This is a genomic window from Curtobacterium sp. DN_7.5 (genome assembly GCF_022655355.1).
In the GTDB taxonomy this organism is placed as follows: domain Bacteria; phylum Actinomycetota; class Actinomycetes; order Actinomycetales; family Microbacteriaceae; genus Curtobacterium; species Curtobacterium luteum.
The window spans coordinates 2,336,585-2,357,955 of the sequence record NZ_CP093378.1; the positions used below are offsets into that span (position 1 = coordinate 2,336,585).

Annotated in this window: 17 protein-coding genes; 9 read left to right on the forward strand and 8 right to left on the reverse strand. The window is 72.6% G+C overall.

The features are described 5' to 3' along the window. The first annotated feature begins 4 nt into the window (after positions 1–4). From rfbB to MON03_RS10715, 4 genes are all read left to right on the forward strand, one after another. Positions 5–991, forward strand: coding sequence for a dTDP-glucose 4,6-dehydratase (rfbB, locus tag MON03_RS10700; RefSeq protein ID WP_175328722.1), 987 nt, complete (start codon positions 5–7; stop codon positions 989–991). 35 nt (positions 992–1,026) lie between these two features. Beyond that, a complete protein-coding gene (rfbD, locus tag MON03_RS10705) occupies positions 1,027–1,878 on the forward strand; it encodes a dTDP-4-dehydrorhamnose reductase (protein WP_242088343.1) in 852 nt (283 codons plus the stop codon). Between the two features lie 146 nt (positions 1,879–2,024). Then, positions 2,025–3,167, forward strand: coding sequence for a glycosyltransferase family 4 protein (locus MON03_RS10710; protein ID WP_242088345.1), 1,143 nt, complete (start codon positions 2,025–2,027; stop codon positions 3,165–3,167). 76 nt (positions 3,168–3,243) lie between these two features. After that, positions 3,244–4,827 (forward strand): glycosyltransferase family 39 protein, encoded by a 1,584-nt coding sequence (locus MON03_RS10715; protein WP_242088346.1) that lies wholly within the window; start codon positions 3,244–3,246, stop codon positions 4,825–4,827. A 49-nt stretch (positions 4,828–4,876) separates the two neighbouring features. On the opposite strand, the gene purE is transcribed toward MON03_RS10715, so the two are convergent. From purE to MON03_RS10735, 4 genes are all read right to left on the reverse strand, one after another. Then, positions 4,877–5,389: a 5-(carboxyamino)imidazole ribonucleotide mutase gene (purE, locus tag MON03_RS10720; RefSeq protein ID WP_242088348.1), complete on the reverse strand. Its 513-nt coding sequence runs from the start codon at positions 5,387–5,389 to the stop codon at positions 4,877–4,879. A 9-nt stretch (positions 5,390–5,398) separates the two neighbouring features. Beyond that, complete coding sequence (locus MON03_RS10725; RefSeq protein ID WP_242088349.1) at positions 5,399–6,505, reverse strand: glycosyltransferase; 1,107 nt, start codon at positions 6,503–6,505, stop codon at positions 5,399–5,401. Positions 6,506–6,524: 19 nt separating this feature from the next. After that, on the reverse strand, positions 6,525–8,192 hold the full coding sequence (locus MON03_RS10730; protein ID WP_242088351.1) for a glycoside hydrolase family 6 protein: 1,668 nt from the start codon (positions 8,190–8,192) through the stop codon (positions 6,525–6,527). Positions 8,193–8,385: 193 nt separating this feature from the next. Next, positions 8,386–9,522, reverse strand: a complete 1,137-nt coding sequence (locus tag MON03_RS10735; protein ID WP_242088352.1) for a 5-(carboxyamino)imidazole ribonucleotide synthase — start codon at positions 9,520–9,522, stop codon at positions 8,386–8,388. Between the two features lie 115 nt (positions 9,523–9,637). Here MON03_RS10735 and MON03_RS10740 point away from each other — a divergent pair, with 115 nt between their 5' ends. Together MON03_RS10740 and MON03_RS10745 are read left to right on the forward strand one after the other, a co-directional pair. Next, positions 9,638–10,105: a GtrA family protein gene (locus MON03_RS10740; RefSeq protein WP_022905187.1), complete on the forward strand. Its 468-nt coding sequence runs from the start codon at positions 9,638–9,640 to the stop codon at positions 10,103–10,105. Between the two features lie 10 nt (positions 10,106–10,115). Beyond that, complete coding sequence (locus tag MON03_RS10745; RefSeq protein WP_242088354.1) at positions 10,116–11,666, forward strand: DUF2142 domain-containing protein; 1,551 nt, start codon at positions 10,116–10,118, stop codon at positions 11,664–11,666. A gap of 99 nt (positions 11,667–11,765) precedes the next feature. On the opposite strand, the gene MON03_RS10750 is transcribed toward MON03_RS10745, so the two are convergent. Then, entirely contained in the window at positions 11,766–12,800 is a 1,035-nt protein-coding gene (locus MON03_RS10750; protein ID WP_175328731.1) for a lysylphosphatidylglycerol synthase domain-containing protein, read from the reverse strand. Between the two features lie 160 nt (positions 12,801–12,960). Next, positions 12,961–14,814, reverse strand: coding sequence for a glycosyltransferase family protein (locus MON03_RS10755; RefSeq protein ID WP_175328732.1), 1,854 nt, complete (start codon positions 14,812–14,814; stop codon positions 12,961–12,963). A gap of 160 nt (positions 14,815–14,974) precedes the next feature. Here MON03_RS10755 and MON03_RS10760 point away from each other — a divergent pair, with 160 nt between their 5' ends. Then, the gene (locus tag MON03_RS10760) at positions 14,975–16,207 is read left to right on the forward strand and encodes an acyltransferase family protein (RefSeq protein ID WP_022902648.1); all 1,233 of its coding nucleotides are present in this window, start codon (positions 14,975–14,977) and stop codon (positions 16,205–16,207) included. A 97-nt stretch (positions 16,208–16,304) separates the two neighbouring features. Beyond that, entirely contained in the window at positions 16,305–17,267 is a 963-nt protein-coding gene (locus MON03_RS10765; protein WP_242088355.1) for a GH25 family lysozyme, read from the forward strand. 106 nt (positions 17,268–17,373) lie between these two features. Here the strand turns inward: MON03_RS10765 and MON03_RS10770 are convergent, their stop codons facing one another. Next, positions 17,374–18,597 (reverse strand): polysaccharide pyruvyl transferase family protein, encoded by a 1,224-nt coding sequence (locus tag MON03_RS10770; protein ID WP_242088356.1) that lies wholly within the window; start codon positions 18,595–18,597, stop codon positions 17,374–17,376. Positions 18,598–18,647: 50 nt separating this feature from the next. Here MON03_RS10770 and MON03_RS10775 point away from each other — a divergent pair, with 50 nt between their 5' ends. Then, positions 18,648–19,826, forward strand: coding sequence for a glycosyltransferase (locus tag MON03_RS10775; RefSeq protein ID WP_242088357.1), 1,179 nt, complete (start codon positions 18,648–18,650; stop codon positions 19,824–19,826). Here MON03_RS10775 and MON03_RS10780 read toward each other — a convergent pair. After that, the gene (locus MON03_RS10780; RefSeq protein ID WP_242088358.1) at positions 19,793–21,364 is read right to left on the reverse strand and encodes a hypothetical protein; all 1,572 of its coding nucleotides are present in this window, start codon (positions 21,362–21,364) and stop codon (positions 19,793–19,795) included. The genes MON03_RS10775 and MON03_RS10780 overlap by 34 nt on opposite strands. Positions 21,365–21,371 lie beyond the last annotated feature (7 nt).

The following is a 21,371-nucleotide window of genomic DNA, read 5'->3' on the forward strand; positions in this document are numbered from 1 at the left end:
CCCAGTGAAGATCCTCGTCACCGGAGGGGCCGGCTTCATCGGCTCGAACTTCGTCCGCCGCACGCTGGAGGACGCGTACCCGGGCCTCGAGGGTGCCGAGGTCGTCGTGTACGACGCGCTCACCTACTCGGGCAACGAGGCGAACCTCGCTCCCGTCGCCGACTCGCCGCGCTACACCTTCGTGCACGGGGACATCCGCGACGCCGAGAAGCTCGACGAGGTCGTCCCGTCCGTCGACGCGATCGTGCACTTCGCCGCCGAGTCCCACGTCGACCGCTCGGTCCGCGACTCGGGCATCTTCGTCGAGACGAACGTCGTCGGCACCCAGCGCCTGCTCGACGCGGCGCTGCGCCACGGCACCGAGCGCTTCGTGCACGTCTCCACGGACGAGGTCTACGGCTCGATCAGCGAGGGCTCGTGGACCGAGGACCGCCCGCTCGAGCCGAACTCGCCGTACTCGGCGTCGAAGGCCGGCAGCGACCTCCTCGCGCGCAGCTACCACCGCACGCACGGCATGAACCTCTCGATCACGCGCTGCTCGAACAACTACGGGCCGTACCACTTCCCCGAGAAGGTCATCCCGCTGTTCGTGACCAACCTCATCGACGGCGAGCACGTCCCGCTCTACGGCGAGGGCAACAACGTCCGTGACTGGCTCCACGTCGACGACCACTGCCGCGGCATCGCGCTCGTGCTGGTCAAGGGCCGCGCGGGCGAGGTCTACAACATCGGCGGCGGCACCGAGCTGACGAACAAGGAGCTCACGCAGCTCCTGCTCGACGCGACGGGCAAGGACTGGTCGTTCGTCGACCGCGTCGCGGACCGGCTCGGCCACGACCTCCGCTACTCGGTGGACATCACGAAGATCCGCGAGGAGCTCGGGTACGAGCCGCAGGTGCCGTTCGAGCAGGGGCTCGCGGACGTCGTGCAGTGGTACCGCGACAACCGCTCGTGGTGGGAGCCGCTCAAGGAGCGCGCGGCGCTCAGCTGAGCGGCGCGCACGACCTCGACGGGACGCACGACACCATGACGCGATACCTCATCACCGGCGCCGCCGGCATGCTCGGCCAGGACCTCCAGCACGCGCTGGCGGGCCGTGCCGTGACGGCCCTCGGCCGCGCCGACCTGGACATCACCGACGCCGAAGCGGTCGACGCGGCGGTCTCCGGCCACGACGTCGTCATCAACTCGGCGGCGTACACGAAGGTCGACGACGCCGAGACGCACGAGGACGACGCGTACGCCGTGAACGCCACCGGTCCGAAGCTCCTCGCCGAAGCCGCGGTCCGCCACGGCGCGAAGCTCCTGACGGTGTCCACCGACTACGTGTTCGACGGCCACGGCACGTCGCCGTACCCGGAGGACGCCTCGACGGACCCGATCAACGCCTACGGCCGGTCGAAGGCTGCGGGCGAGGCGTTCGTCCGTGAGATCGCACCGGACAGCTCGTACGTGGTGCGCACCGCGTGGATCTACGGCGCGCACGGCCCGAACTTCGCGGCCACGATGCTCCGGCTCGCCGGGTCGCACGACACGGTCAGCGTCGTCACGGACCAGGTCGGGCAGCCCACCTGGACCGGCGACCTCGCAGCGCGCATCGTCGAGCTCGTGGACGGCGACGCCCCCGCGGGCACCTACCACGGCACCAACGCCGGGCAGGGCTCGTGGTTCGACTTCACGCGCGCGATCTACACCGAGGTCGGCCTCGACCCCGAGCGGGTCCTGCCCACCGACAGCACCGCGTTCGTGCGGCCCGCCCCGCGGCCCGCCTACAGCGTGCTGGGGCACGACGGCTGGTCCCGCGCCGGGCTCGCGCCCATGCGCGACTGGCGCGAGGCGCTGCACGCCGCCGTCCAGGCGGGCGCCCTCCAGGCCTGATCCGCCGCGCGACCAGACGACGGCCTGGAGGCTCCCCACCGGTCCGGTGCGGAGCCTCCAGGCCGTCACGGGGTCCTCCCCGTCCCCCCTGGTAGGGTCGGCCAGCCGGGTCACGGCACCACGACCACGACGAGGAGCACACCAGCATGACCACTCTCCACGTCGTCGTCGACCAGGTGGTCGCACCGGTCCCCGGCGGCATCGGCCGGTACGCCGAGGAGCTGACCCGCCACCTCGTCGCCACCGCGCCGGAGGGCTGCGAGGTCGCAGCGGTCGTCTCGGCGGTCGGGAACGACGACCTCCGCCGCCTCGAGACCCTGCTCCCCGGCCTCTCCGAGCTCCAGCGCCTGGCGCTCCCCCGCCGCGAGCTCTCGCTCGCCTGGCAGGGCGGCATCGTCGGTGGGCTCGCGAAGGAGATGGTCCACGCGCCCAGCGTCCTGGCCCCGCTCGTCAAGCACGACCGCGTCCAGTTCCCCGGGCGCCAGAGCGTCGTGACGGTGCACGACACGGTGCCCTGGACGCACCCGGAGACCCTGACGCCCCGCGGCGTCCACTTCCACCGCGCGATGGTGAAGCGCGCGTTCAAGTACGCCGACGCCGTGGTCGTGCCGACGCACGCGGTCGCGTCGGCGCTCAACGAGGTCCACCGGTTCGACGACCGGCTCCGGGTGATCGGCGGCGCGCCGAGCGGTCGGCTCAGGACGCCGGTCGACGCCGACCTCCGCGCGGAGCGGCTCGGCCTCCCCGAGCGCTACGTGCTCGCCGTCGGGACGCTCGAGCCCCGGAAGGGCCTCGCCCACCTCATCGCGGCGATGGCGCACCCGGACGCCCCGCAGGACGTCCCGCTCGTCATCGCGGGTCCGGACGGTTGGGGCGACGTGGACGTCTACGGCACCGCCGAGCGGGCCGGGCTCGCGCGCGACCGGGTCAAGGTGCTCGGCCGTGTGGACGACGCGGACCTCGCGGTCGCGTACGACCGGGCGACGGTGTTCGTCTTCCCGAGCCTCGCGGAGGGCTTCGGCCTCCCCGTGATCGAGGCGATGAGCTTCGGCACGCCGGTGATCCACTCGGACGACGCCGCGGTGAGCGAGGTCGCGTCGGACGCCGGCGTGACCGTCGCCCGTGACCCGCGCGACTCGTACCCCGAGCGGCTGGCCCAGGCCGTCTACCAGGTCGTGAACGACCCGCTCCTCGCATCCCACCTGGCGGTCGCCGGGCCCGACAGAGCGCGGATGTTCGACTGGAACGACGCAGCCTTGGAGACCTGGCAGTTGCACGCGGACCTCTGACGGCGAAGCCCCAGGCGGCGGCTCCGACCCGCTGTTAGCGTTCCGGGGACCACCCTCGAGTCCCGACGGGAACGCCATGTCCGCACCACCCACGGCCGTCGACGACCGGCCCGCCGTCGACACGGCAGCCGATCGTCCGACCGTCGACCCACGACGGACCGCGCTCGCTGCGGCGCTCGTCGGGGTGTTCGCGTTCGCGGTGTCCGTCACCGGCTCGTGGATCCCGTCGGCATGGGCCGACGAGGCGGCGACCATGAGCGCAGCACGACGCTCCCTGCCCGAGCTCTGGCACATGGTGCACCACGTGGACGCAGTGCACGGCCTCTACTACGCGATGATGCACGTCTGGTTCGAGGTCGTGCCGTACTCCGTCTTCACGCTGCGGCTCCCGAGCGCGATCGCGGTCGGCCTCGCCGCTGCCGTCACCGTCCTGCTCGGCGCCCGCCTCGTCGGCCCGTGGACGGGCATCGTCGCGGGAGTCGTGTACGCGGTGCTCCCCCGGGTCACCTGGGCCGGCAGCGAGGGGCGGTCCTACGCGGCGACCACGCTGTTCGCCGTCGTGCTGAGCCTCGTGCTCGTGGTCGCCGTGCGGCACACGGCGGAGCGGCGTCGACGGGCCTGGGTCTGGTGGCTGCTCTACGGGGTCGCCGTGCTGTGCTGCGGGCTGCTCTTCGTCGACATGCTGCTCCTGGTCGTCGCACACGGGGTCACGCTGCTCGTCGGGATCCTGCTCGGTGGTGGTCCGGGCGGACGTCGGTCGCACGTGCGCACGGCGCTCTGGTGGCTCGTCCCGACGGTCGTCGCCGGAGCCCTGCTGTTGCCGTTCGTCCGCCTGGCCTCGGGCGAGGCGGACCAGCAGCTCTACTACATGGGGCGGATGGGCTGGGGCTTCGGCATCGTCAAGCTCGTCTTCCTGCAACAGTTCTTCGCCGGGACCAAGGCGATGGCTGCGGTGGCGTGGCTCCTGGTCGCGGTCGGGGCCGTCGGCGCCGTGGTCGTGCCGCGGCTGCGTGACCGGATCCCCGCGGTCGCGCTCACCCTGCCGGCCGTGTTCCTGCCGCCCGCGGTCGTCTACGTGGCGTCCGTGCTCGTGCGGCCGCTGTTCAACCCGCGGTACTTCACCTTCGAGACGCCGCTGGTCGCGATCGCGATCGCACTCGGCCTGACGGTCCTCCCGTGGCGCCGGACCGCGGTCCTCGGTCTCGCGCTGCTCGTGCTGCTCGCCGTCCCGCAGTGGGGCGCGCAGCGCATCCCGACCGCGAAGGACGCGTCGACGTGGGGCCCCGCCTCGGCACTCCTGGAGCGTGAACGTGCGGCCGAGCCCGCCGGCACCCGCGACGGCGTGGTCTACGGTCCGCTGCCGTCGCACGTCAACCGGACCACCGAGTTCGTGGCGGCCTCGTACCCCCGGGCATTCCGAGGCATGCGCGATCTCACGCTCGAGCGGAGCGCGGTCGACATCGGTCAGCTGTGGGCCCAGCGACGACCCGCGAGCGGGCCGTTGTCCGGCCTGACCCGCGTCGACCGCGTCTGGTTCGTCGGGGAACCGACGGCGGACGAGCCGCGGCTCCTGCAGCGACGACTCACGTCAGTCGGGTGGCGGGTGGTCGGGCAGTGGCGCGAGGGCGCGTTCCGGCTCATCGACTTCGCCCGACGCTGAGCGCCAGCGCCGCGCCGCGCGTTCCGCACCGCGCGTTCCGCACCGCGCGTCAGAGCGACTCGCGGAGCCGCGCCGCCTTCTCCTCGACGAGCCGCTCGAGCCCGTCCGCGTGGGCCGCGAGCCGGGCCGCGACCTCCGGGTCGCCGGAGCCGATGATCCGCGCCGCCAGGAGTCCGGCGTTCGCCGCGCCGTTGATCGCCATCGTCGCGACCGGGATGCCCGCGGGCATCTGCACGATCGACAGGAGGGAGTCGAGACCGTCGAGGCGCGCGAGTTGCACGGGCACCCCGATGACCGGCAGCGTGGTCATCGACGCGACCATGCCGGGCAGGTGGGCCGCGCCGCCCGCCCCCGCGATGACCACACGGATGCCGCGACCCGCGGCGGCCCGGGCGAACCGGGTCATCTTGTCCGGGGTGCGGTGCGCCGAGACGACGTCCGCCTCGAACGGGATGCCGAGCTCGGACAGCTGGTCGGCGGCGGCGCGCATCGTCGGCCAGTCCGAGTCCGACCCCATGATGATCGAGACGAGCGGCTGGACGGGGGCTGCGGTGTCGGTCACGCGTCGAGCCTAGCCGAGCAGCACCCGCCGCCACCCGTCGCCGTCGGTGCCGATCGTGCGCTCGCCCGCGACCCACGACGCCGCGCCCGGGTCGGCCGTGCCGCGGTCCACGGCCGCGACGACCGCGGCTCGCCAGGCGGACGGGTCGTCCGGCACGGCGACGACACCGTGGGCGGCGGCCTCGGCGTAGGAGGGCCTGTCCGACACCACCGCGGGCAGCCCGAGCGCGACGTACTCGAGCGCCTTGAGGTCGCTCTTCGCCCGGTTGAACTCCTCGTCGCGCAGGGGCGCCACGCCCGCACGCCACCGCTGCCGGTGGTCGACGAGCCAGCGGACGAACGCCGGGTAGTGGCCGTCCGGTACCTCGACCCGGCGGTACCAGTCCGCGTCGTCCTCGGCGACACCGATCACCTCGAGCCGTACCGGACGGCCGTCCGACGCGACGAGGTCGGTGAAGACGTCCCGCAGGAGTTCCAGGTCGGCGGCGTGCGTGAGCGTCCCCATGTACAGCACACGGTGCTCGTCAGCGGGGAGGTGGCCGGTGTCCACGACGGGTCCTGGTGCCCACAGCGTCGGGTCGAGGGCGTTCCGGACGACGACGACCTCGCGGGCGATCGGTCGCACGACCTCGGCGAGCTCGGTCGTGCTCACGACCACGACGTCGGCACCCCGGACCAGCGCGTCGATGGAGGCGAGTCGGTCGGGGTCGTACTCGGCGCGGGCCAGTCGCTCCCGGCCGGACGCCGTGAAGAAGTCGTCGTCGACCTCCGCGACGACCCGGACACCGCGGGCGTGCGCCGCGTCGAGGAACGGCCCGACCGACGCTCGCGGGAGGATGTCCCGCTGCACGAGCACGACCGCGTACGTGGTGTCGTCGGTGCCGTCGACGAACCCCGCCGGGTCGACCTGCCGGACGGTCGCGGTCCCCGCGGCGGCGAGGTGCTCGGTACGGCGGACCACCCGGACGTGCGCGGACGCGGGGTGGGCGCCGTGCGCGCCGGCGACGACGTACCCGACGACCGGGAGCGGCGCGGAGCCGGACCCCGTGGCGGGTGCCGTGCGGGTCAGGGAGCGACGGAGGCGGCGGGCGGCCCGGCGGACGAGATCACGCGGCATGGGACCATCCTCCCGTACCTCAGCGCACGCGGACGGTGCGGCACCCCAGCGAGCGGTCCCCTCCAGAGCCGACGCCGAGGGCCGTGAGGCACACCGACCGACTGCCCGACGCCACGGTCACCGTGCCGGAGAGTCCGTGCGCGGGCCCGGCCCCGTGCGCGCGGTCGACGTCCGTGCGGCGTGCGTCGGCGACGAGCGTGCCGACGGTGCGACCGCCCGCGGTGACGCGCACGCGGAGCGCGCGGGAGGTGTCGTCGCGGTCGAACGTCCAGCCGCGGACGGCCACGCGTCGGTGGCTCGGCGACGTCACGGCGTCGAGGCGCCCGGTCGGTGCGACCGCGGGCACGGTGACGGTCCGGCACGGGTCGGCGGTGGAGTCCGCGCCGGCTCCGACGTTCCGAGCGACCGCGCAGACCCGGTGCTTCCCCGGCGTGGTCGGGACCACCCCGGCGTACCCGTGTTCCCGTCCGACACCCCACTGGGCCGCGACGTCCGTCCGGGTGGCGTCCGCGGTGAGGCTCGCAGCGGTGCGGCCGTCGACCGTGACCGCGACCGACAGCGCGGTGTCCGGCTCGTCCCCGTCGAAGGCCCACCCGGTGACGGCGACGCCCGCCGAGGCGGTCGCCACGCGCTCGAGCGATCCGTACGGGTCCGCGCGGTAGGCCCGTGCCGGCTGCGCTGCCGCCGCACCGAGCTGGGCCTTCGCCACGAGCGTCTGCGCGAACGACGAGAACCACGTTCCCGCTGCCGGTCCGCCGTTGCACGTGCCGTCGCTGGCCCCCGGCGTCTTGACCCAGAGCAGTGCGTCGAGGGCGGTGCCGTCGGAGACCACACGCGGCGAGGTCCCGAGGCCGGCGCCCGGCCCGTTGCACCAGGTCCCGCGCCAGCCCTGCCCGTTCCTGGAGGTGTCGATCACGTAGTGCGCTCCCCCGGTCGCCGCGGACAGCTTCTCGGCGTAGGCCTGCTCCTGCGTGGTCGGGTAGTAGTTCGCGACGTTCGTGAAGAACCCGCGGGCCTCGGCGACACCCGCGCGGCGCAGGCGGTCGGCCATCGTCGCGACCGGCTGCCAGTTGGAGTTCCCCGCGTCGAGGTACGACGGCACCCCGGCGGCCGTGAACGCGGCGACGGAGCGGCTGAGGATGCGGTAGCGCTGCGCGTCGAGCGTCGCGTCGCACTTGGCGTTGCTGAGCATCGCCAGGGAGTCCGGTTCGACGACGACGGCCGCCCGGTGTCCGGCGAGCCGCCCGGCGATCTGGTCGACCCACGCGTCGTACGCGGTCTCGTCGAGTCCGCCGGCGGAGTACCCGCCGCAGTCGCGGTCCGGGATCGCGTAGGTCACGAATACCGGGGTGGTGCCGGCCTGCTCCGCTGCGGCGACCGCGCGGTCGATCGTCGTCGTGAGGGTCGTCCCACGCGTCCAGTCGCCGAGCCAGATCGCCACCGGGTACCGGGCGATCGTCGCCGCCGCGGCGGCGCCGGCCGGGTCGCTCGTCCGCAGCGCGTCGGCGGCCTTCGCCGCCTCGCTGGTCGCGGACCGGTACGGCCCGCCCGCGAACAGGCTCGTCGACGCCGCCGCGCGGATCGCGGCGGCTCCGGTGGCCGCGTCGGCCGACGGTGCGGCGACGACGACGCCGGTGAGGACGGTGGTGACGACTGCGGCGGCGCCGAGGACGGCGAGGCTGCGCATGCGGGCTCCCTGACTGGACGGACCGACCCCTGACCGGTCGGAGCGTCCATGACAACACGTGCTGCCCAGCCGGCGACACTCGCCAGATCGGGTGGCACCCGAGGGAGTGTCGGCACAAGTGCGGACAACGGCCGGGAGGCCCGTGGCGGCGCCGCCACGGGCCTCCCGGCCGTCCTGTCACGCGTCCTGCGCGTCAGTCGTCGAAGTGCGCGGCAGCAGCGCGTGCTCGGTAGACGACGTCGTCGACGTCGTCGCCGACCACGGTCACGTGGCCGATCTTCCGACCCGGCCGCGGCGCCTTGCCGTAGAAGTGGTACTTGGCCTCCGGGAAGGCGGCCAGCGCGCCCGGGTACCGCGCGGCGAGGTCGCCGTCCGCCGGGCCGCCGAGCACGTTGATCATGACGGCCGACGGTGCGTGCATGCCGGTGGCGCCGAGCGGCAGGTCGAGCACGGCGCGGAGGTGCTGCTCGAACTGGCTGGTGGTCGCCCCGTCGATGGTCCAGTGACCGGTGTTGTGCGGGCGCATCGCGAGCTCGTTGATGAGGATGCGCTCGTCCGCGGTCTGGAAGAGCTCGACCGCGAGCACGCCCGTCACGCCGAGCTCCTCGGCGATCCGCACGGCGATCGACTCGGTCAGGTCGGCGATCCGGCCCGCGCTGTCCGGCGCGGGTGCGAACACCTCGGCGCAGACACCGTCCTGCTGCACGGTCTCCACGAGTGGCCACGCCACGACCTCCCCCGAGGGGCGGCGCGCGACGGACTGGGCGAGCTCGCGGGTGAACGGGACGAGTTCCTCGACGAGGAGCGCCTGCCCGCCGCCGGCCTCCGCGATCGCGGTGAACCAGTCGTCGGCGCCGGACGCGTCGCTCACGACCCGGACACCCTTGCCGTCGTAGCCGCCGCGCGCCGTCTTGACGACCGCGCGGCCGCCGTGGTCGTCGAGGAAGGCGCGGAGCTCGTCCTGGTCGTGCACCGCGGCCCAGTCGGGCACGGGCAGCCCGAGCTCGGACAGCCGGCGCCGCATCGTGATCTTGTCCTGCGCGACCGCGAGCGGCTCGGGACCGGGACGCACCGGGACGCCGGCGTCGACGAGCGCCCGGAGGACGTCCTGCGGGACGTGCTCGTGGTCGAAGGTGACGACGTCGACGTCCCGCGCGAAGGCGAGGACCGTCTCGGCGTCGTGGTAGTCGCCCTCCGCGGTGGCCGCGATCCCCGCCGACATGCCGGGTCCCTCGGCCAGGACCCGGATGTCGATGCCCAGTTCCAGTGCGGCCGGCACCATCATGCGTGCCAGCTGCCCCCCACCGATGACCCCGACGCGCAACGCCATGCTGTGTGTTCCTTCCGTCGCTCACACCGAACGGTCTGAGCGCGCTGTCTAGAATCGTCCTCCGAAGTCGCCACGAGGTGCGACCCGTGACAACTCTACGGACCCTGGAGACACCGTGCGCCGACTCATCGCCCAGCTCGCTCGCTTCGGGGCGGTCGGCGCCGTGGGGTTCGTCGTCGACACCGCGGTGTTCAACCTGCTGCGCGCAACGGTGCTCGCACCGGACGAGGTGCACTCCGGGCCGTTCTGGGCGAAGGTCGTCTCGACGATCGTCGCCATCTTCGTCAACTGGATGGGCAACCGCTACTGGACGTTCCGGGAGCAGCGTCGTGCCACGGCCACCCGCGAGGGCATCGAGTTCGTCGTCGTCTCCCTCGGCGGCATGGTGATCGCGCTGGCCACCCTCGGGGTGTCGCACTACGCGATGGGCCTCACCTCGGTCGTCTCCGACAACATCGCGAACATCGTCGGACTCGTGCTCGGCACGGTCTTCCGCTTCTGGCTCTACAAGGTGTGGGTGTACCACCCCGAGCGCACCGCCGCGCCGGTCCAGGAGCCCGTCCGCACCGAGGTCGCCCCCTAACATCGCCGCTGTGACCACTGAACCGCAGCCCCCCGTCGTCGCGCGCTGGGAGCGGGTGGCCATCGCGGTCGTGACGGCCACCTTCGGCCTGTGGCTCGTCGCCTGGGCGCTCCTGGTGCCGGTGTTCGAAGCGCCGGACGAGACCGCCCACATCGACGCGACCGTGCACGTCGCGCTCGGCGATGCGTGGGCTGCTCCCGGCGACCTCCGGGTGACCCGTGCCGTGCTCATCGCGAAGCAGCAACAGGCGACGCAGCCGTCGGACGAGTGGGCGACCGTGACCGAACTGCTGCAGACCTTCCCCGGGCCGTCGACCACGGTCAACCAGATGACGCAGCACCCGCCGACCGCGTACCTCGTCGGGGCCGCGGTGTTCCGGGCCGTGCACTACGGCGACCTCCGGTGGGACCACGCGTTCCTGGCCCTCCGGCTCGCGGACGTCGCCATGGTGACGGCCCTGCCGCTCCTCGCCTGGTCCGCGGTCCGCCGGGTGACACGCTCCCCCCGCGCCGCGCTCGTCGGCGGGCTCGCGGTCTTCGCGTCGCCCGAGCTCGCGTCGATCGGGTCGTCGGTGTCGAACGACGCCCCCGTGCTGCTGCTGGCGGGCGTCACCGTCTGGCTCGCGACCCGGATGCTCACCGGGGACCTCCGGTGGCGGACGGCGATCGGGCTCGCGGTCGCGCTCGGGGCACTCGTCTGGGTCAAGGGCACCGGTCTGCCCGCCGTGCCCTTCGTCGGCGTCGTCGTGCTGTTCTCCGGGGTCGGGCTCCTCGGCTGGGGTGCGCGGGCGCTCCGGACCGTCGTCGTGCTCGCCGTCGCGGGAGCGATCGGTGCCTGGTGGTGGCTGCACAACCTCGTCGCCTACGGCCGCGTCCAACCGAACGGGTACACCGCGATGCGGCCGCCGAAGGACTTCCCACCGGGCGAGCACCCCACGCTCGGACACTTCCTCGACGTGAGCTGGGGCACCCTCACCCGGACGTTCTGGGGCAGCTTCGGCGGTCGGGCCCAGGTCACCATCGGCGACCTGCTGACCGCCGTCATCACGCTCGTCGCGCTCGTCGTCCTCCTGGGCTGGGCCTTCCGACGCGGTCCGGAGCTGCGGACGCTCACCTGCCTCGCGGTGTTCCCGGCGCTCCTCATCGCCATCCAGAACCGGACGAGCGCGCACTCGTACCTGACCACCACGGAGGTCGCCGCCACCCAGGGCCGGTACTACTTCCCCGCGATCGTCTGTCTCATCGTGCTGAGTGCGGTCGCCTGGCGCCGCCTGCTGTCCGGCGGGCGGTTCCGCGGGGTCGCCGTGGCCGGGCTCGCCGTCGTGCTGCCCGCGATCGGCGTGTACGGGTTCGCGGTCGCGGCCGCGTGGTTCTGGAACGCAGCGGTCTTCCCCGTCACCGGGCGAGGGCTGCTGCGCTACTCCGAGGTCGGGCCGGTGCCGCCCGTGGTGCTCGCCGTGGTGGTCGTGCTGGTGGGCGTGGGGCTCGTGGCGTCGGTGGTGCAGGTCGTCCGCGCCGGTGCCCGTCAGCCGGAGCTCGTCCCGGCGTCGACGGGCGCGTAGGGCATCGGGCCGTCCCCGGCGCGGAACGGGCGTGGCGGAGCCGAGCCCCGCCGACCAGCGCGGACCGTCGGGCCGGCCGGCCCCGTGTCAAGCCGCGTGTCAGGCCGCGTGCGCCCCGTCGTGCACGACCGACGCGTCGTCGGTCGGCGTCCGCCGCCGGAACCACGTCGGCACGGCCGCGCAGAGCAGGAACAGCGCGTCGACCGCCAGGCTCCAGACCCGCGTCACGACGACCACGACGAGCGCGATCGACGGCGGCATGACGAGGCTGAGGAGGAGCGCCTGCACGCCCTCGCGGACCCCGAGGCCACCCGGCGCGAACACCGCGAGCATGCTGATCGCCGAGGCCATGCTGGCCGCACCGATCACGAACGCCGCGTCCGTGCCCTTGAGCGACGGGTACACCGCGAGCGTGATGAAATAGTACGCCGAGCCGGAGAGGATCGCGCCGGCGACGTAGAGGCCGGCACCCCCGAGCACGGTGCCGAGGCTCGGTCGGACGTCGTCCTCGAGCGGCTTGCGGCGGAGGATCCGGAGGGCCAGCCCGATCAGGAACACGAACACCTGCGGGATGAGGCAGACCACGCAGCCGACGAACGCCGCGACCATGAGCGCGATGAGCCACGGGTCGAGGTCGTGCGTCCGCGGGTCGACGAGCAGCAGGACGAGCGCGAGGGCGAGCGTCGCGGCGATCTGCAGGGCGCCCTCGAGGAGCCCGCTCACGCCGAGGCGCGCCTTCGAGACGCCGTGCTTCGACGCGAAGTACACCTTGCCGATGATCCACGTCGCCGCACCCGGGATGTACCGCCCCATCCACGACTTGGCGTAGACGTACGTGAGCGTGACGCCGCTGCCCTTCAGACCGGTCGCACCGAGGCGGCGGAGCAGGTAGAACCAGATGCCGACGCCCCAGTACCGGAAACCGACGCTGATCACCGTCGCGACGGCCACCCAGCCCCAGTTCCACTCGACGTCGGCGAGCTGGCTCCAGTCGACGCTCCGGACGTAGAGCACCAGGAAGACGACGAGCAGCACGTAGAAGACGATCGGCACCACCTTGCCGAGCACGCGTCGCCGCTTCGACGGACGCTTCCCCTCGACCTCGGGGGTGTCACTGCTGGTGGTTCCTGACAATCGTTTCTCCTGACGGCGCTGACCCACGGACGATCTGGCCCGTCCGGCCCGCTGACGATGCGGTGCGCGGACGATGCGGCCCGACGACGGCGTCGCACCACGGACTGCTCCGGGCCCAGCGACATGGTAGCCGGGCCGGGATGGTGACGCCCCGACCCGGTCAGCCGTCCAGGCGGATGACCTGGATGCGGCAGGGCTGCGCCGCGTCGCTCGAGCTGTCGCCGGTGCAGGCGATGTCGGCCCCGAAGGTCCCGACCACCTTCCCGGCCATCGAGTAGTCGCGCGCTGGGGCGGACGCCGGGTCGAACTGCACGAAGTAGCGGATGCCCTCGTCTGCGTAGACCTTCAGCATCGCCTCGGAGTGGTAGGTGTAGCCCTGCCCGGAGCGTCCGAACGCGCGCGTCCCGGTGAGGAACGCGATGGACGCGAGCGAGCGCGAGTTCGTGCCGATGATGGACGAGCCCGCGGGGAGCGCGCCGCTCGACTTCATCTGGTCGGCGAGCGCGACCAGCGGCGGGACGTCGACCGGACCGGTCACCTGCAGCGGGTCGGTGCGGTTCACGGACGGGTAGAACGGCGCGGGCGAGCCGAACCAGTTCTGGGTGTACGAGGCGACGGGCACGACGGCGATCGCCACGCACGCGACGACGGTCCGGATGACGCCGCGTCGCCGCACGAGCCGCCACACCGCCGGCAGCATCAGCGCGCCGATCATCGCGGTGAGGTAGAAGAGCGGCCAGTAGTACCGCGCGTTCCCGCCACCGCTCGACGACGACGTGATCATCCCGTAGCCGATGAAGTACACGAGGGTGGACGCCGCGACGATGCACGTGAACGCGTACCGACGGAACCGGACGACGCCGATGACGAGCGCGGCCGCGAAGAGGAGCGCGATCGGGGCGGCGAACGGCGCGAACGTGCTGATCTTCTGCAGGTAGTACGGGAAGGCGAGGAGGCGCTGCTCGACGTAGTAGGTCCCGCGGGCGACGAGCGAGCTCGACTTCGTGACGGTCGGCTCCGTCTGGGGCCGTGACACCGGCGGGACGGCGTCGGGATCGGGGTTGTCCTGCACGCCCTTCTCGAAGACGCTCGGGGTGAAGTCCTCGTTCGCCGTGGTCGCGTGCTCGTTCGGCGGTACCGGGAGCCACGGCCAGTCGGTCGAGCGGCCGGCGTCGTCGAACTTCGACCCGACGTTCACCGACAGCGAGGAGCCGAGCGTGACCTCGCCGTACTTCACGGTGAGGGCTCCGACCCACGGCGCGATCACGACGGCGAAGGCGACGACGGCCGCGACCGGGACCGGCCACCAGTGCCGGACGGGCTCGCGGCGACGACGGGCGGACCACACGCGGAGCAGGAGCCACAGCACCACCGACCCGAGTGCCACCGGGAGCAGGAAGAGCTTGACGAAGTACCCGATCGCCGCGACGGCACCGAGCACGATGCCCGAGGCGATCCGAGACCGACGACTGCCGTGCAGGGCCTGGTCCGCCCAGCGGAGCGACCACAGGAACCCGAACATCCACGCGACGACGAGGAGGTCCGGCGTCTGCACCGACACCGCGCTCATCAGTGCGGGGATCGCCGTGACCATGAAGAGCACGGCCGGCACGGTGCGGTGGTTCTGCGACCAGACGAGCCACCCGCCGATGCCGAGCACCACGGCGACCGCCAGGGTGTTGACCACGGCGAACGCCGTCTGCGGACCCGCCCCCACCGCGATGATCGGCGCCATGAGCCACGAGACCATCGGGGACCAGTACGCGTTGACCGCGTCGCCGAACCACCCGTGCGCGTACTCGCGCGCGATCCCCATGTAGGAGATGCCGTCGACGTTCGTGACGCCGAGACGGTTGTGGTACGCCACGGACGCGCTGAGGCCGACCCCGACGAGCAGGAGGACGCCGAGCCCGATCGGGACGAGCACCTTCCGGAGGTGCAGGGACGAGCGAGCCGCCCGGCGCCCGCTGGTCGTCGCGGGGGCATCCTCGGCGGCGTGGGTCGTCAGGGTCACGTCCTCCATCATTGCATCCCTCCGCACACCCGAGGGCCGCTCACCATGCCGGTGCACGGCATCCGCGTCCGTGCACGGCCGCCCGAGCAGCCGACACGCGCTCACCATCCCGTGTGTGCGAGACTGCTCAGGTCCAGCCCGCCGAACACGAGGATCGATCTTGCCCAGCGCACCCCGGCCGAGCACCCGACTCGAGTTCCCCTACCTCGACGGCCTCCGCGGGCTCGCTGCCCTGGCCGTCGTGGTCTACCACGCGTACCTCTTCACCGGGGTGACCGGCACCGGGCCGACGCAGATCCCCTGGCTCCGCCCGATCATCGGCTGGGGCTACCTCGGCGTGCCGGTCTTCATCGTGCTCTCGGGCTACGTGCTCATGCTGCCCGTGATGACCCGGTTCGACCGGTACCGCATCCCCGGCGGCTTCTGGAAGTACATCTGGCGTCGGGCCCGCCGGATCATCCCGCCCTACTGGGCCGCGCTCGTGCTGTTCGCGCTGATGATCCGGTTCATCCCGGTCCTGCACAACCCGGGCGGCACCCAGTGGGACACGAAGCTGCCGATGGGATGGGGCACCTTCCTGACGCACTTCTTCCTCGTGCACGACTTCTTCCCGCAGTACATCGGCAAGATCGCCGGACCGATGTGGAGCGTCGCGGTCGAGTGGCAGATCTACTTCCTGATGCCGCTCGTCATCCTCCCGCTGTGGCGGCTCATCGGCGGGTGGGCGACCACCTCCGGGCTCGTGCTCATCGGCATGTGGATGGGCAGCGAGTCGAAGTACTCGTGGATGCACCCGTGGTTCGTCGGGCTCTTCGCCGTCGGCATGCTCGCGGCCGAGATCACCGTCCGCGCCCGGGACGCCCACGCCTCCGGCACGCTCCGCATCCGGACGAAGCCCCGCTGGCAGGAGGGCGCCTTCATCGTGGTGCTGCTGCTCGGCATCGCCGTGCTGTTCTTCTCGCATCGTGACTACTACCAGCACCAGACCTGGCCGTCCGAGGTCGTGACCGGTGTCTTCGCCGGGGTCCTCCTCACCTGGCTCGGCCGCTCCGCCGTGACCGGCCACCACACCTGGCTCGCGCGCTTCTTCGCGTGGCGGCCCTTCGTCCTGGCCGGACTCGTCTCCTACTCGGTGTACCTGTTCCACAGTCCGCTGCTCGGCTTCGGCAACCTCCTGCTGCTGCCGTTCGGCTTCTCGCCGAAGCTGCAGTTCCTGCTCATGATCGTCGTCGTGGTGCCCCTGACGCTCGGCGTCTGTGTGGGCATGTGGTGGCTCGTCGAGCGGAACTTCCTGAACCGCCGACAGCAGCACGCACGGGTCGAGGTCAACGGCAACGGCCCCATCCCGGACGTCGAGCCGATGCAGCCGGAGAGCGCAGCAGCCTCGCGCTGATCGCTGCGGCCCTCCCGACGCGCCGGGTAGCATCGCTCGGACGCGACGGGTGCACAGCACGCACCCGAGGCCGCTTCGACAGGGAGGACGCCGCCGCATGCGCGCATCCAGCAAGAGGATCTTCGGTCTCGGAGCCGCCGCGGCGGTGGCCGCGGCGCTCACGATCGGGAGCAGTCCCGCGACCGCGGAGACGTCGGCGACACCAGCCCCCGCGTCCGCGGGGACGCCCACGACCGCCGGGTCAGGGTCGTTGTCGATCGCCGAGATGGACCAGACCGGGAACCACGTCATGGGGGCCGGCATCGCCCGGAACGCCGGCGAGACCGAGATCGTCACGTCCGTGCCTGGGGCGGTGACGACGCAGCAGGGGGACCTCAGCGCGACCGCCCAGGCCGCCTCCGCCGGTCCCCCGCCCGGCCGGATCCAGGGCTTCGACATCAGCGCGTGGCAGCCGAGCGTGAACTTCCTCGCGGCCTACCGCGCAGGCGCCCGCTTCGTCTACGTCAAGGCCACCGAGGGCACGAGCTACGTCAGCTCGACGTACAAGCAGCAGTACGCCACGGCGAAGCAGCGGAACCTCTACCGCGGCGGGTACGTCTACGCGCAGCCGAGCCAGGCGAGCGGCGCCGCCACCGCGAACTACTTCTTCGCGCACGGCGGGCAGTGGAGCGCGGACGGCAAGACACTGCCCCCGCTGCTCGACATCGAGTACGGCTCCGCGTCCCAGGGCACCTGCTACGGCAAGTCGTGGTCGCAGATGCGCAGCTGGATCAAGGACTTCTCGAACACCGTGTACCAGAAGACGAAGCGGTACCCGGCGATCTACACCACGACCGACTGGTGGAAGCGCTGCACGAACAACAGCAACCAGTTCTCGAAGAACCCGCTGTTCGTGGCGCTCTACCCGGTGCACGACTTCACGACGCCGGGCACGCTCGGTCGGAGCTGGTCGAAGTGGACGTTCTGGCAGTGGTCCGCGAGCGGGACGCTCCCCGGCGACCAGGACGTCTACCGCAACACCGCGGACTACCTCGAGCGCTTCGCGTCCAAGACCGGGTGACGCCCCTCGCCGTCCCGGCGTGACCAGCAGACGGACGGGAGGCACGGTGCCAGCCGGCACCGTGCCTCCCGTCCGTCCCGGCGCACGCCGCGACGTGCCGCAGCGGTCAGCGCGTGTGGCTCGTCGCCTCCGCGAAGTCGGCGTCGAGCGCCGTCGCCATCGTGGCGACCCCCTCGGCGAGCCGGGCGCGGATCGCCTCGTGCTGGCCGTCGAGGTCCTCCAGGAGGGCGGTGACGTCGTCGACGAAGGTCGGCTCGAGGGCCGACTCGATCGGCTTGGAGTAGGCCTGCTGCCCCATCTGCTCGAAGAACAGTCGGCCCTTGTCGACGTAGTAGAGGACCGTGGCGGGGACCCCGGCGATCGTCGCGACGATGGCGGAGTGGAGTCGGCTGGCGAGGAACAGGCGGCTGCGGGACATGAGGCCCGCGTACTCGGACGGCGAGAAGGCGTCGGCCTCGACGACGTGCGTCCGGTCGCCGTGCTGCATGAGCGCGATCACCTCGCGGGCGAACGCGGCGTCACCCTCGGACGCCTCCATGTGCATCGGGTAGAAGACGACATCGGCGTCCCAGCGCTCGACCTGGCGGTCGGCGAGGTCGGCGAGCGCCTGACGGTAGGTGACGAGCCGTTCGCTGTCCACACCGGTCTGCCGGAAGCGCTTCGGCAGGAAGCGGAACGGGATCCACCCGCTGCGCTTGTAGTGGAACCAGCGGCGCACCCCGAAGCCGATCGAGCCCTCGAGGCGGTCGGCGGTGAGGCCGGTCGTGGCCTCGAGGCGGGCGAGCACGTCGGCGTCGGGCTGCTGCACCGTGCCGACGACGGCCGGGTCGAAGGAGGACACGACGGGCGTCCGGACACCCCAGGCGAGGAGCTTCTCGCGGGACTCGTCGTCGCGCACGGCGAACGAGCGGCAGAGGTCGACCGTCGCGCGGATGAGCCGCTTGCTGATGCCGGCGGAGGTCGGGCCGATGCCCTGGAACGCGCCGACGAGGTTCCGGTTCACCGTGCGGACGAGCAGCATCTTGCCGAACCAGTACACGAGGCCGAGCTTGTTCGTGTAGTCCTTGAGGATCTCGCCGCCGCCCCACAGGACGAGGTCGGCGCCGCGCGCGGCCCGCAGCAGCGCGAACAGGTCGCCGATGCCGGTGCTGTACGGCGACACCGGCAGGAACCGGATGCCGAACCACGCGGCGTCGCGGTCGGGGTACTGCGACAGCGAGACGATCTCGGCGTCGGGCCAGCGTCGACGGACGAGCTCGACGTTGCCGGCGAGGATCGCTCGGTCGCCTCGGTTGTGGGGCGAATCGCTATTGTGGATCAGTACGCGCACGAGTGGAGAGCCTACCGGTCCCACGCAGCACGCCCCGTGGAAAGGCCGACTTGTCCGACACCTCCCGCCCCCGTCTGCTTGTCCTCGGATCGACCTTCCCGGCCCGGCCGGACGACGGGGTCCCGGCCTTCGTGCTCGACCTGGCGCACCAGGAGGCCACCGAGTTCGACACGCTCGTCCTGACACCCCGGGTCCCCGACGGTGCCGCACGCGAGCGCATCGGCGACGTGCAGGTCCGCCGGTTCCCGTACTTCCCGAAGGCCTTCGAGGACCTGGCCGACGGCGCGATCCTCGACAACCTCAAGGAGAAGCGCAGCCGCCTGGTGCAGGTGCCGGCGCTCGTCCTCGCCCAGTACCGCGCCGTCCGCGCTGCGGTCCGGTCCGGGCGGCCGGACGTCATCCACGCCCACTGGGCGATCCCGCAGGGCCTCGTGGCGACGCTCGCGGCGCCGGGGGTCCCCCTCGTGGTCACCACGCACGGCGGCGACATCTACGCGCTCCGCGCCGCACCCCTGGTCCGGCTGAAGCGCTGGATCTTCGGTCGCGCCGCGCACGTCACGACGGTCAACTCCGAGATGCGGGACCGTCTGACCGAGTGGGGCGTCCCGGCCGACCGGTCGACGGTGATCCCGATGGGCGTCGACCTGGGCCCGGCACGGGACGCCCGTGCGCGGGTGGCCGCCGAGGAGCACCACGTGGTCGCCGTCGGCCGTCTGGTCGAGAAGAAGGGCTTCGGCAACCTGCTCGAGGCCCTCCGCGGCATCGGCGACGACGTGCCGTGGCGTCTCACGATCGTCGGCGACGGGCCCTGGCGCGGCCGGCTCGAGCAGCAGGCTGCGGGCCTCCCCGTCACGTTCACCGGGCAGCGCGGCCGGACCGAGGTGCTCGAGACGCTGGCCTCCGCGACCGTCGTGGCGGTGCCGTCGATCCCGGCCGCGAACGGTGACCAGGAGGGCCTCCCGGTCACCCTGCTCGAGGCAGCGGCGGTCGGCGCGGCGATCGTCGCGAGCGACCTGCCGGGCATCCGCGACGTCGTGCACGACGACGACTCCGGGCTGCTCGTGGCGCCCGGCGACGTGCCCGCCCTCCGTGCGGCGCTCCGTCGGGTGCTCACCGACGCCGAGGCGCGCGACCGGTACCGCGAGCGCGCGGTCGAGTCGGCGGCGGAGTTCTCGACCGAGCGGATCGGCGAGCGCTACCGGGCCGTGCTGCGCGGCGCGATCAGCTGACCGCCGTCGCGCCCCGCCGGACCGGCGTCCGACGCTGAGCGGTCGTCGCGGTCGTCGCGGTCGTCGCGGTCGTCCGTGTCTGCGCGCCCGTCTCGGGCGTCCCGGTCGCGACGCAGTCCGGCGAGCTCGCCGGCCACGAACAGGGCGATCGTCGCGGCGGTCAGCACACCCGCGAGCACCGTCGCCGCGAGCACGAGCTTCGCGGAGTGCGGAACGAGCGTCGCGCCCTCGAAGTGGAGCAGCGACCAGATCGGCACCAGGGACAACAGCGTCCACGCCGGGACGAGCACCACGGCCGCGTGCCGCGACGCCCGCAGCCCGGCCGCGAGCGCGATGGCGATCGGAGCCCAGACGGACAGCGTGTAGCGGTTGATCGGCGCGCCCCCACCGGCCATGTACCGGATCTCGACCAGGACGAAGAGCACGACGACCGTCACGAGCATGGCGACGACGAGGGTCCGCGGCCAGCCGTCGCCCGGAGCGCTCGAACGCCCCGGGTGCTGTCCCAGGCGGGTGGCGATCCGGCGCACCAGCAGCACGACGAGGGACACCGCGAGCAGCAGGACCGGTGCCAGCAGGAGGATCCACGGCACCGCGTCGCGGAGGTCGAGCGCGCCGCGGTAGAGCGCGAAGAGCTGCTTCCAGAACGCCGGCTTGGTGGCGACCTCCTGGTCCGTGAAGTGCGGTCGTGGCACCCACCCCGGCCACGCCTTCGGCCGGCCGCTGAAGGACCCGGCGACGATGGTGTTGCGCACCCAGAACCACCCGGAGGCCGCAGCGGCCGCCACCACGGGCACGAGCGCGACGACGACGCGGGCCCACAGGCCCTGCAGTCGGCCGAGCCGCACGGTCCGGGCGAGCAGGAATGCCACCGCGACGGCCACCAGCCAGAGCGCGAAGGAGAGCCGTGTCGTCATGCCCGCAGCCGCCACGAGGGCTCCGCACACGAGCAGGCGCGGCGTGACCCCGGACCGCAGGGCGGCTCCGGCCACCCCGCAGGCGAGGGCGCCGAGCAGCGCGGCGAGCGAGTCGTTGTAGACCACGCCGGCCTGCACGACGAGCACCGCGGTGGACCCCGAGACGACGGCGACGGTCGCCGGCAGTCGTCGAGCCTCCGGGAAGCAGCGCGAGGCCGCCCAGGCGGCGGCCGGCACGATGCCCGCGACGATGACCGCGTTGACGATCCGCGCCGCGACGACCGCCTGCACCGGGTGGCCCGCGTCGACGAGCGGGCCGACGAGCGGCGCGAGCAGGACGTAGTAGAGCGGTGGGTGCTGGGCGACCCACTGGACCGGCGGGTGGTGGCCGAACCCGGGCTGGAAGCGCACCCCGTCCATCAGCACGGGCAACTGGCCGTGCCACACCCGGAGGGCGTAGTCGACGTGCGCCGACTCGTCCGTGCTGCTGAGCGGCTCGGTCGACGCGATCCGGGCGACCGCGGCGACGAGCACGAACAGGGTGGCCGCGAGCACGACCGGGGTGGCCCAGTCGTGCCCGCGGACGCCGTCGAGCAGGAGGCGCCGCACCCGGACGGTCACGGAGAGC